The organism is Caulobacter sp. GW821-FHT05F04 (assembly GCF_059419665.1).
On sequence record NZ_JBWKSF010000002.1, the window covers coordinates 793028 to 805316 of the forward strand.

At 68.1% G+C, this 12289-nt stretch carries 8 protein-coding genes; 7 read left to right on the forward strand and 1 reads right to left on the reverse strand.

What is annotated here, in order from left to right; all coding sequences use genetic code 11:
- The first annotated feature begins 108 nt into the window (after positions 1 to 108).
- From AC07R7_RS08135 to AC07R7_RS08165, 7 genes are all read left to right on the forward strand, one after another.
- Positions 109 to 2364 carry a TonB-dependent receptor gene (locus AC07R7_RS08135; protein ID WP_494634775.1) on the forward strand — a complete coding sequence of 752 codons (2256 nt, stop codon included), beginning with the start codon at positions 109 to 111 and terminating at the stop codon, positions 2362 to 2364.
- A gap of 184 nt (positions 2365 to 2548) precedes the next feature.
- Positions 2549 to 3592, forward strand: a complete 1044-nt coding sequence (locus tag AC07R7_RS08140; RefSeq protein WP_494634776.1) for a LacI family DNA-binding transcriptional regulator — start codon at positions 2549 to 2551, stop codon at positions 3590 to 3592.
- Between the two features lie 167 nt (positions 3593 to 3759).
- Complete coding sequence (locus AC07R7_RS08145; RefSeq protein ID WP_494634777.1) at positions 3760 to 5946, forward strand: beta-glucosidase; 2187 nt, start codon at positions 3760 to 3762, stop codon at positions 5944 to 5946.
- Positions 5947 to 6012: 66 nt separating this feature from the next.
- Positions 6013 to 6225: a hypothetical protein gene (locus AC07R7_RS08150; RefSeq protein ID WP_492836972.1), complete on the forward strand. Its 213-nt coding sequence runs from the start codon at positions 6013 to 6015 to the stop codon at positions 6223 to 6225.
- Positions 6226 to 6392: 167 nt separating this feature from the next.
- On the forward strand, positions 6393 to 7526 hold the full coding sequence (locus AC07R7_RS08155) for an ROK family transcriptional regulator (RefSeq protein WP_492836971.1): 1134 nt from the start codon (positions 6393 to 6395) through the stop codon (positions 7524 to 7526).
- Positions 7527 to 7621: 95 nt separating this feature from the next.
- Positions 7622 to 10297, forward strand: coding sequence for a TonB-dependent receptor (locus AC07R7_RS08160; RefSeq protein WP_494634778.1), 2676 nt, complete (start codon positions 7622 to 7624; stop codon positions 10295 to 10297).
- Positions 10297 to 11079, forward strand: a complete 783-nt coding sequence (locus AC07R7_RS08165; protein WP_494634779.1) for a DUF1868 domain-containing protein — start codon at positions 10297 to 10299, stop codon at positions 11077 to 11079. The genes AC07R7_RS08160 and AC07R7_RS08165 overlap by 1 nt, the downstream gene beginning before the upstream one ends.
- Here the strand turns inward: AC07R7_RS08165 and AC07R7_RS08170 are convergent.
- On the reverse strand, positions 11076 to 12233 hold the full coding sequence (locus AC07R7_RS08170) for an ROK family transcriptional regulator (protein ID WP_494634780.1): 1158 nt from the start codon (positions 12231 to 12233) through the stop codon (positions 11076 to 11078). The genes AC07R7_RS08165 and AC07R7_RS08170 overlap by 4 nt on opposite strands.
- Positions 12234 to 12289 lie beyond the last annotated feature (56 nt).

Sequence of the window (12289 nt, forward strand, 5' to 3'; positions counted from 1 at the left end):
TAAATCCAAAAATTGGTAAGACAGATTAAGCGCGACCGGACAGACCGTTCGCTAAAATAAACAGGAGGGGAAATGAACAGGCGTCTTCTTTGGATGGCGAGCGCCGCCATGATCGCGGCTTCCGGCCAGGCTTGGGCGCAGACCGCGCCGCAGCCGGCCAACCAGGCCGTGGCGCTCGACGAGATCGTCGTCACCGCGCAAAAGCGCGAACAGAACCTGCAGGACGTGCCCGCCGCCGTCAGCGCCGTCAGCAGCGAGCAGCTGGAAGCGCGCAACGTCGTCCAGGTCACGGATGTGGTCCGCGTCTCGCCCAGCTTGACGGTCACGGAGAACACCAACGCCACCGGCAACAGCATCAATCTGCGCGGGATCGGCACGTTCTCGTTCAGCATCGGCATCGAACCCAGCGTCGCGGTCGTGGTCGATGACGTCGCCTTGCTGCAGCAGGCCCAGGCCTTCTCCGGTCTCAACGACATCGCTCGCCTGGAAATCCTGCGCGGTCCGCAAGGCACGCTGTTTGGCAAGAACGCAGCCGCCGGGGTCATCAACATCGTCACCCAGAAGCCGACAAAGACCCTGACGGGCTCCGTCGGCGGCGCCCTGACCAGCGATGGCGAAAAGCGCGTCGAAGGGATGGTCTCGGGCCCGATCTCCGACAAGGCCGGCTTCCGCCTCAACGCCTTCTACGGCGATCGCGACGGTTATATCCGCAACCTCAACACCGGTCACAAGCTGAACGGCGACCGGTCCTACGGTGTCCGCGGGCGGCTCGAGCTGGACCCGACCGATAATCTCAACATCAGCCTGACGGCCTCGCACACCAACACCAAGACCGATGGCCAGGTCCGCACGTTCCGCAGCGTCAATCCGGGCGCCAGCGCCTTTGGCGCGCCGCTGGCCCTGTCGACCGCGGGCCTGACGCCCGGCGACGACAACTACAAGATCCGTCTCGACACCGAGCCGAAGAACACCAGCAAGCAGACCATGCTGAACGGCCGCGCCAGCCTCGACCTGGGCGGCGCCAACCTGGTGTCGATCACCAGCTACCAGGACTGGCGCTTCCGCTTCCTCGAGGACCTGGACACGCTCGGTTCCCCGACCCTGCTGAACGCCGCTGATCCGACGAGCATCCTGCCCAAGGGCTCGACGGCCGGCGGCCCGTTCCACTCGACGAATTTCACGCAGGAACTGCGGCTGGTTTCGAGCGGCGCGCGCAAGCTCGACTACCTGTTCGCCCTGTTCTACGCCGACGGCGACTCCAACCGCTCCTATGCGCGCGGTCCGAACGCCGCGACGGCCTGGGCGGCGACCGCCGGCACCAAGACCATGGCCGCCTTCACCCAGCTGACCTACCACGTCGGCGAGAAGACCCATCTGGACGGCGGCGTGCGCTTCAACCACGAATCCATCGACGCGACCTTCGTCAACACCACGCCGACGGCGAACCCGCCGGCCAACAACGCCTCGTGCCTGTCGGTCTGCTCCGGCAAGGCCAAGGACGATCACGTCACTTACAAGGTCGCGCTGCGCCAGGACCTGGCCGAACACGTCATGGCCTATGCCTCGTTGTCGACGGGCTACAAGGGCCAGGGCTTCGACATCAGCACGGGCTTCAATCCCGGGCGCGCGGCCAAGCCGGTGCGTCCCGAGACGAGCAAGGCCTATGAACTGGGCTTGAAGAGCCGGATCCTGGAAAACCGTGTCCAGCTCAATGTCACGGGCTTCCTGACCGACTTCACCGACTTCCAGGCCCAGGGCGGCGTCACCCAGCCGGACGGCACCATCGTCCCGCAATTGAGCAATGTGGGGTCGCTGCGGAGCAAGGGCGTCGAGGTCGAGGTCTCGGCCAAGCCGGTGCGCGCCCTGCGCATCGACGCCACCGCCGCCTATACCGACGCGACGATCCGCGAATTCACGAACGCGCCTTGCTACACCAACCAGACGGTCGCCGAGGGGTGCCGCCGGGTCGGGACTCAGAACTTCCAGGACCTGTCGGGCAAGTCGTTGGCCAACTCGCCGAAGTTCAAGTACTCGCTGGCGGGCGCCTACGATGTCGCGTTGCCGAACCTGCCCTTCGACGGCTTCGTGACCGCCGAGTACACGCACCAGAGCGCCGTCATGCTTGACCTCCTGGGTACGCCGATCTCGCGCCAGAAAGCCTACGGCGTGGTCAACGCCAGCCTTGGCGTCGTGGGTCGTGACGAGGACAACTACCGCGTGGCGTTGTTCGTCAACAATCTGTTCGACCAGCACTACGCCAGCTCGCTCGGCTATACTGGCTCGTCCAATGCCGGCGCGGTCGCTCAACTGCTGCCGCGAAACTCCAAGCGCTATGTTGGCATCCGCGCGCGGATGGGCTTCTAGTCGGAATATAGGCGCGGCCGATCGCGCCGCGTTCTCTCGGGTTCCTCCTCCCTTTCCCTGGGACCCTCGTCGCTTCGGCGACCAGCGGCGCGCCTTAGGGCGCGCCGCTTTTTTGTCGTCGCGAGCGTTCGCCGGAGCAAGGCCGGGGCTCGTCCGTGCGGCGATTCCTGCTAGAGGTTGGGCGATGGGGAAAAGCAACGACAAGAGTGTCACGATCATCGACATCGCGCGCGAAGCGGGTGTGTCGATCGCGACGGTCTCCCGCGTTCTCAATCGGGGAGAGGGGGCCGGGCCCGAAGTCCGCACCCGGGTCCTCGAAATCGTCGAGCGCCTCGGCTACCGGCCAAACGTCTCCGCGCGCGCCCTGTCGGGGCGTCGCAGCTATCTGATCGGCGTCATGTTCCTGCGCCTGGGCGGTTACCACTATGTCGGGGAGGTTCAGCTTGGCGCGATGACCGCCTGCCGCCGCGCCGGCTACCACCTTGTCGTCGAGCAGATCGAGACCCCGCAAGGCGTCATTCCGCCCGAAGCCTTGGGCGCGATCCTGCGGGACGCCGCCTTCGACGGCCTCGTCCTGACCCCGCCGCTCTGTGACGACCTCGGGCTGCTGGCCGCGGTCGAGGATGCGAATATCCCCTACGTCCGCCTGGCGCCGAACAGCGATGTCGACCGCGCGCCCTACGTCTGGATGGACGATCAGGAGGCCGCCCGGGAGCAGACCCTGCGCCTGTGGGACATGGGGCATCGCCGCATCGCCTTCATAGGCGGTCCCGCCGGCCATCGCGCCGCGGTCCGCCGGCGCGCGGGCTATCTGGCCGCCATGCGAGACCGTGGCGCGACCGTTCCCGGCGATTGGATCGCCAACGGCGACTTCTTTAGCGGCTCGGGCTTCAGGGCCGCCGAAGCCCTCTTGGCCCTGGACCCGCGCCCCACGGCCATCTTCGCCGGCAATGATGAGATGGCCATCGGCGCGCTCGCCGCCTTGGCCAAGCATGGGGTAGGGGTGCCGGAGCGCATCTCGGTCGTCGGCTTCGACAACTCCATGGCCGCGCAAACATCCTGGCCGCCGCTCACGACCGTTCACCAGCCCATCGCCGAGATGGCCGAGGCCGCGGTGGACATGCTGATCGCCGGCTTTGGCGACAAGAGGTTTCGGGCGCGGATCAAGGAGCGACAGCTGGACTATCGCTTGATCTCTCGTCAATCGGTCGCGCCACCGCCCCTCTGAGGCCCTGCCGCGACGCGCCACGCATCGGTCCGCGAAAAAGAGGCCTGACCAATTTCGATTATTATAGAAAACGTTTTCGTATCGAGCTAAGCCTTGGCCCTCGCCGGCGCAGAAACGGTGAATCGCAGGGTCCTCGTCATGAGGGCCGGGGGAAGCCAAGGAATTTCATGTCACTCGCTTCTAGCCTCGCCGTCCTCACGTTCGCCGTGGCCGCCCAAGCCGCCGCGCCCGCCGAACGCCCATGGGCCGACGCCAAGCTCTCGCCGGACGCGCGCGCCGCGCTGCTCGACAAGGCGCTGACCGTGGATGAGCGGATCAGCTTGCTGCACGGGCCGATGGCCATGCCGGTCCTGGGCTTCAAGGTTCCGCAAGGCGCGATCGGATCGGCCGGCTATTTCCCCGGCGTGCCGCGTCTGGGCGTTCCGGCCCTGCAGGAGAGCGACGCCAGCCTGGGCGTGACCAATCCCTTGAACGTGCGGCCGGGCGACGGCGCGACCGCCCTGCCGTCAGGCCTGGCGCAGGCGGCCACCTTCAATACCCGCCTGATCTATGAAGGCGGCGCGGTGGTCGGCCGCGAGGCCCGCGCCAAGGGGTTCAATGTGCAACTGGCCGGGGGCGTCAACCTGGCGCGCGATCCCCGCAACGGCCGGAATTTCGAATATCTGGGCGAGGATCCCTGGCTCGCCGGCTCTCTGGCGGGCTCGGCGATCAAGGGCGTCCAGGACCAGGGCGTCATATCGACGATCAAGCACTTCTCGCTGAACGGTCAAGAGACCGGCCGGATGACCGCCAATTCGGTGATCGAGGAGGGCGCCCACCGCGAGAGCGACCTCCTGGCGTTCGAGATCGCCATTGAAAAGGGCCAGCCCGGCTCGGTGATGTGCGCCTACAACCTGGTCAATGGCGACTACAGCTGCGGCAACGACCACCTGCTCAACACCGTGCTCAAGCGCGACTGGGGCTACAAGGGCTGGGTGATGTCGGACTGGGGCGCGGTTCACGCCACCGACTACGCCCTCAAGGGTCTGGACCAGCAGTCCGGCGAGCAACTGGACGGGACCACCTGGTTCGGCGAGCCCCTGAAGGCCGCGGTCGAGAAGGGCGAGGTCCCGGCCGCGCGTCTTTCGGACATGAGCCGCCGGATCCTGCGCTCGATGTTCGCCGCCGGCCTCTTCGATCGCCCCGCCGCCAAGTCCGAGATCGACTACGCCGCCAATGGCGCGGTCAGCCTCGAGGCCGCGCGCGAAGGCGTCGTGCTGCTGAAGAACACCGAAGGCCTGCTGCCGCTGGCCAAGACCGCCCGGTCGATCGCGGTGATCGGCGGCCACGCCGACGCCGGTGTTCTGTCGGGCGGCGGCTCCTCCCAGGTCGTGCCGCCCGGCGGCGCGAAGACGATCATCCCCCTGGGCGGGGAGGGGATGATGGCCCAGTTCCGCAGCCAGTACTTCCACCCGTCCTCGCCGCTGGCCGCGATCCGCAAGCTGGCGCCGCAAGCCAAGGTGACCTTCGACGACGGCCGCTATGTCGCCTCGGCCGTGGCCGCGGCGAAGGCCGCCGACGTGGTGGTGGTGTTCGGCAATCAGTGGATGGGCGAGGGCGAGGACGCCGTCGATCTGTCGCTGCCCGACGGCCAGGACGCCCTGATCGCGGCGGTGACGGCGGCCAATCCCAAGGCCGTCGTCGTGCTGCAGACCGGCGGCGCGGTGGCCATGCCCTGGCTGAAGCAGGCCGGGGCCGTTGTCGAGGCCTGGTATTCGGGCGCGCGGGGCGGCGAGGCCATCGCCGACGTGTTGTTTGGCGAAGTCGACGCCTCGGGCCGGTTGCCCGTGACCTTCCCGGCTTCGCTGGCCCAATATCCGCGCGAGCGGTTGCCGGGTCTCGGCGCGCCGGAGAAGACGCGCTTCGACGTCAACTATGTCGAGGGGGCCGATGTCGGCTACCGGCGCTTCGCCAAGACCGGCGACAAGCCGCTGTTCGCCTTCGGCCACGGCCTGTCCTACACGACGTTCGCCTTCTCGAACCTGAAGGTCACCGGGGGCGACACCCTGACGGTCAGCTTCGACGTGGCCAATACCGGCCCGCGAGCCGGCAAGGCGGCGCCGCAGGTCTACCTGACCGGGGCTGGAGGCAAGCCGCTGCAGCGGCTGATCGGCTTCGACAAGCTTGATCTGAAGCCGGGCGAGACCCGCCGCGTCACGCTTGCCGCCGATGCGCGCCTGCTGGGCCGGTTCGACGTCAAGACCAATCGCTGGATCATCGACAAGGGCGGCTACCAGGTCGCGGTCGGCGCGGCCTCCGACGACCTAGCCCTGAAGGGCGGCGCCGATCTCAAGGCCGCGACCCTGAAGCCCTGACGTTCCCCCTACGGCGGCCTGTCGGCCGCCAGCATGACCTAGAGCCTCATCCGTGGAATCCGACACATGAACATGGTGCTTGTTGATCAAGAGCAGGTCCTGGTCCTTCGTCGTGCGCTGCCGGCGGTGACCAAGGTCTGGCTGCAGGAAGTGCTGGGCGTGAGCGAGACGACCTGGCGGTCTCTGCGCGATGGAAGACCGATACGACAATCGACGTACAATCGGTTGCTCGCCAAGCTCGAAAGGACGGGCGGACGTGACAGGGTTCGCCCGCGCTAGCGGCGACGTTCGACCCGCGGCGGGGATCAGCCTCGGCGCGGCCCGGCGGGCCTGGATCTCCCTGTTGGGCGCGCCCCAGATGTGACGCCTTCTTGCGACGGCCGCTTGGCGGACGGCCGTGATGACCTTATCGCACGGAGACGCTCGCGGCTGGCCGGATTCGCAGCATGCCCCAACGACCCTTTTCGACGACCGCCGGCCGGACCGGCCGTACGGACAACGAGCGTCGCCTGCTGACCCTGGTCCGCGACTTCGGTCCGCTTTCGCGCGCCGACCTGGCGCGACGGACGGGCTTGGCGCCGCTTTCCGTCACCCGCCTGATCGGCGACCTGATCGAGGAGGGGCTGGTCGTCGAGGGCGAGCGGGTGATCGCCGGGCGGGGACAGCCCAGCCTGCCGCTGAGCTTGGCCCCCGATGCGGCGTTCGCCTACGGGGTTTCGATCGCCGAGGATGCGCTTTCGGTCGTGCTGATCGACCTGCAAGGCCGGGTGCGGGCCCAGCGGCGTGAGCCTTTCGACGCCTTCGACAAGGACGCGGCGATCGCGCGGCTGGCGGACAGCTTCGACGAGATGGCGGGGGAGGCGCTCATCGATCGCGACCGGTTGTTCGGCGTGGGCGTCGCCGTCTCGGGGTTCTTCACGGGGCAGCGGCGGCAGATCAACACGCCGCTGGTCATGGAGCAGTGGGCCCTGGCCGACCTGGACGCCGAGTTCAGCGCCCGTTTCGGCCTGCCCGTGTGGATCGACAACGACGGCAACGCCGCGGCGATGGGGGAGGCGCTGTACGGTCTCGGCAAGGCGCTCTCCAGCTTCGCCTATCTCTATGTCGGCCGCGGCCTGGGGGGCGGGGTGGTCTTGGACGGGAGGCTGTGGCGAGGCCGCAACGGCAACGCCGGCGAGTTCACCGGCGTCTTGCCGCCCGAACGCCGCGAGGACCGGCCGACCCTCCAGCTGCTGCGGACCCTGCTGGAGGCGGACGGCCGGCGCTTCGACTCGATCGAGGCCATGCTGGCGGGACTGCCGGACGGCGACCCGATCATCGACAGATGGGCCGAGCGGGCGCGGGCGCAGTTCGAGGCCATCCTCTCGGCCATCGCCGCCATCGTCGATCCCGAGGCGATCGTGCTGGGCGGCCGCCTGACCCCGGCCTTGGCCGACGCCCTGATCGCGCGCTCGGCGTTCTACACCGCGCCCGTGCGCGACCTCGACCGGGCCTTCCCGCCGCTGCTTCGGTCGCGGGTGGAGGGCGACGCCACGGCGCTCGGCGCGGCGGCCTTGGCTTTCGGCGATCATTTCTTCTAGCCCGCGGGGCGCGACCGGCTCCTCCCCCGACCGTCACAAATATTAAATAACAGACTGTTATTTAATTGGCGTCAGAGGCATCAAGGGGCGCTCACATGTCTATCGTCGTCAAATCCATGCTCTGCGCGGGCGCCGCGCTTGGGGCGCTGGGCGGTGTCGCCCAGGCCCGGCAGACCGCCGTGGTCGACGAGATCGTCGTCGTCGGGCAGCGGGCGGCCGACCGCAACGCCATCGCCGCCAAGCGCGACACGGTGCAGGTGATGGACGCGATCTCGGCTGATGACATCGGTCAGATGGCCGACTTCAGCGTCGGCGACGCGCTGAAGCGGATCGCCGGCGTCAGCGTCTACGACTATCAGGGCGAGCCGCGCTTCGCGAGCATCCGAGGCTTCAACGCCCACTACATCACCACCACCCTGGACGGCCTGCAGATCGCCTCGCCGGACAACCAGAACCAGACCAACGGCGGCGGCCGCCAGTTCTATCTGGAGACCCTGCCGTCCAACATCGCCTCGCGCATGGAGGTCTACAAGACCAGCACGCCGGACATGGACGGCCACTCCGTCGGCGGCTCGATCAATTTCAGGCTTCCGGGCGCCTTTGACTTTCGCAAGGACCAGACCCGCTTGTCGGCCAAGCTGGGCTACCAGATTCAGGACAAGTCGAAGGGCGGCGAGCGCCCGGTCGCTCAGGCCGAGGCCTTCGTCACCCGCCGCTTTGGCGCGGACGACCAGTTCGGCCTGACGCTGAGCGCCTCGTACTGGCGGCGCGAGATGTGGATCCCGCAGCTGGAGCGCGGCAGCTCGGCCTATTGGTTCGACGCCAGCGGCAAGAACACCGGCCAACCCTATGTCGGCGCGGGCCCGGCCCCGGTCGAGCGGCGCTGGTACGCCTATGACAACACCCGCGAGCGGCGCTCGCTGATGAGCGTCCTGGACTGGCGGGTCAGCGATGAACTCAGTGTACGGACGACTGGCTACTATTTCGGCCAGAACGAGAAGTCGCTGCGCAACGACATGATCGCCAGCATCGGCGCCAACGCCCTGGTCAGCGGCCAGACCGCCACCTCGGGGGTGTTCTCGCCGCGCGCTGGCCAGCCCGGCGACGTCGCCCAGAACGTCCGCTCGTTCAAGCTGCTGTTCGATCGCAAGGTCTATGGCCTGCAGAGCGCCGTCGACTACCAGGCCGGCGACTGGACGCTGGGCCTGAAACTGGCCGCGTCGCGGGCCACCTACAACAATCCGCAGATCAGCGACAACTTCAGCCAGAACGGCCTGTCGTTCCGCTACGACGTCAGCGACGACGAGGTGGCCTTCACCCCGGTGAACCAAACCGCCTACGACAATCTGGCCGCCTATGTCGGCGGGACCGGCGCGTCGAACCCGCAGCACTATGACGAGCGCTACAAGACCGACGCCCGCAACTATGAGGGCCGGCTGAAGGCGGCCTACAACATGGACGCCGGCGACACGGGCCTGGGCGTCGAGTTCGGCGGCGGCGCGATCCGGCGCCAGCACGGCGAGAACTACGCCAAGAGCTATCAGACCGGCATGCCCTACACCCTGGCCGACGTCGCCTCGACCACGCGGATCTGCGCGCTGAACTGCGACGCCGGCCAGATGGTCTTCGTCGACCAGGGCAAGCTGATCGGCATGCTGGACCGCTATCTGTCCACTGTCCCCAAGACCGTCGACACGGCCAGCGCCTTCAGCAAGGCCTTCTGGATCCAGGAGGACCTCTACGCGGCCTATGGCATGGCGCGCTGGAAGACCGACCGCTGGACGGTCCAGGGCGGCCTGCGCCTGGAGGCGACCGACGTCGAGACCACCGGCTTCCGCGCCACGACCAAGGCCGGCAAGACCACCTACGACCCGGTGACCGCCGCCAGCGACTATTCGCACTGGATGCCGTCGGCCCAGGCGATCTACGACCTCGCGCCCGACAAGAAGATCCGCGCGGCCTACAGCCGCACGATCGGCCGGCCCAAGCTGACCGACATGGCCCTGCTGGGCGGCTCGCTGAACCTGGCGGACGCCTCGTTGCCCAAGCTGACGACCGGCAATCCGGACCTGAAGCCGCGGGTCTCCGACAATTTCGACCTGTCGCTGGAATGGTACCTGGACGAGGGCAAGGGCCTGGCCTCGCTGGCCCTGTTCCACAAGCGGATCCGGAACGAGATCTATTCGCTGGGCCGCACGGCCGACATCGACGTCGGCGGCGGGACGCTGGTTTCGGGCGTGCTGACCACGGCCGTCAACGCCGATGAGGCCGCCACGACGCAAGGCGTCGAGGTCAACCTGATCAAGTACCTGACCTTCCTGCCCGGCGCTTGGAGCAACTTCGGCGTCAACTTCAACGGCATCGCCTCGAAGACCGACTTTCCGATCAAGCTGGCGGACGGCGCGCCCAAGACCCTGGATGGCCTGCCGGGCCAGCCGAAATACGCGACCAACCTTTCGGTCTTCTACGAGGGCGACAAGCTGCGCGCCCGCGTGGCCTGGAACCACACCGACCTGATGACCGAGGAGCGCTATATCGGCAACGGCACGACCAGCCCGGCCAATTTCTACCGCATCCGCTGGGTGCTGCCGTCCGACAAGATCGACGCCTCGCTGTCGTACGACATCAACAAGACCTACACCCTGCGCATCGATGGCTCGAACCTGACGGGGCAGGGCGTGGACACCAATCTGGGCCTCGACAAGGAGATCCCGGTGGCGCGGATAAAACAGCCCAGGGCCGTGATGGTCGGCGTGTCGGCGAGGTTCTGATGCTCAGCCGACGCGTACTCCTGGCGGCGGCGCCCGCGTTGGGCCTCGCCGGCGCGGCCCTGGCGGGTGAGCGTGGGGCCTATCCGCCCGACGTCGGCCGCAAGTTCCGCGCCGACGGTCGGGTCATGCCGTTTCGCGGGAACACGATCATCAGCCACCTGCCGCAGCAGGGGCCGGGATCGGAATTCTTCGACACCCTTCTGGAGGTCTATCGCGAACTGCCGGCCCACGCCTTCAGCCGCAAGATCACGGCCCTGCCGCCGTCCAGCTATCACATGACCCTCTTCGGCGGGGCCAACGATTCCGACCGGCGGCCCGGACTGTGGCCCGCGGGCCTGCCGCTCGACCTGCCGATGGCCGAGTGCGATCGGATCCTGGGCGAGCGGCTGAAGGCCTTCGACCTCGACTGCGAGCTCCCCTTCCGCATGCGGGTCGACCTCGCCGAGCCGCCGCCCGCCGAACGGCCCCTGACCATTCGCCTGGTTCCGCTGGACGCGGCCGAGGACGCCAAGCTGCGCCGCCTGCGGTCTCGCCTGTCGGACGTCCTGGGCATCCGGGCGCCGGGCCAGGACGCCTACCGCTTCCATGTCACCCTGGCCTACCTCTATCGCTGGCTGACGCCGGAGGAGGATCGGGCGTTCCGCGCCGTCTTGGCCGGCTGGCGCGACCGGTTGGCCAAGGCCTGTCCGGTGATCGCGCTGGGCGCGCCGGAATACTGCCTGCTGGAGGACATGTTCGCCTTCAAGCGCCAGTTTTACCTGGGGCGGCCCTCGATACTCTAGCTTAAATAGACGGCGCGCAACGGCAGCATGGCCGCGCCGATCGCGGCGGCCTCGCCGGGCGCCTCGCTGGGAACGAGCCGTGCGGTCGGCCGCGGCGCCAATCGCCGCTTCTGGTCGAAAAGCTCGATGTGGCCGATCATTCGCCGCGCCAGGTCGGGCGGCGTGCGTCCGCCGATCACGATCGCTTCGAGGTCGAGGATCGCCGTGGCGTTCGAGGCGATGATCGACAGGGAGTCGCGGACCCGCGCGATCCATTCGTCGATGGCCGGCCAGCTGGGATCATAGGCCTCGATCATTTCGTCGACCGTGTCGAACCGCTGGCCGCCCTGGGCCACGATCAGGCGCAGCAGTTCCAGATTGGGGAACGGATAGATGTTGCCCGGCAGGCCGCCCGCGAACTCGCCGGCGTTGCCGAAACGGCCGCGCCAAAGCTCGCCGTCCAGCACGACGCCGCCGCCGACCCCGGCGCCCAGATAGAGATAGGCGAAGCTCTTGGCCCAGCGGCCGACGCCGATCATCGCCTCGGCCATGGCGGCGGCGCTGCCGTCGTTCTCGGCGAAGGCGGGCAGGGCGTAGCGCTCCGAAAACAGTCGGGCGACGTCGAGGCCGGCCCATTCTTCGAGGCTGTGGGGCGTGTTGAAGCCCGGCGCGTCACCGATGAACGAGCCGGCGACGCTGATCCCCAGGCCCGCCAGGGTCCCCAGCGGTCGCCCCAGGGCGCCGGCGGCTTCCGCCAGGGCCGCGTCGGTCCAGGCCAGCACCTTGGCCACGGGCATCGCGCCCATCCGGGCCTTGCGCTCGAACCGGACCTTGCCGGCGAAGTCGACCGCCGCCAGCGCCACCGCGTCGGCCATCACCGCCACGCCCAGGCCATAGGTGTGATCGGGCGCCAGGTGGACCAAGGTGGACGGGTAGCTGCGCTTGCCGAGGCCGGCCTTCTCGCCAAACACCACCATGCCCTGGGCGGCGAGGCCGCCCACCAGGCGCGAGACGGACTGCTGGGTCAGGTCCGTCGCTTCGATCAACGCCGCCTGGGTCGCCCCGCCGCGACGGAACAGCAGGCCCAGCAGCCGGCGCTCGCTGCGGGTCAGTTCCGGAGGGCGCGAGGGCGGGGAGGGAGCGTCCATGCGGCCCTCATAGCGCGACTCGATCATGGCGCCATCCATCTCACGCATGAAAGGTGAGATTCTGGATCCGAGCTCTGTACTTC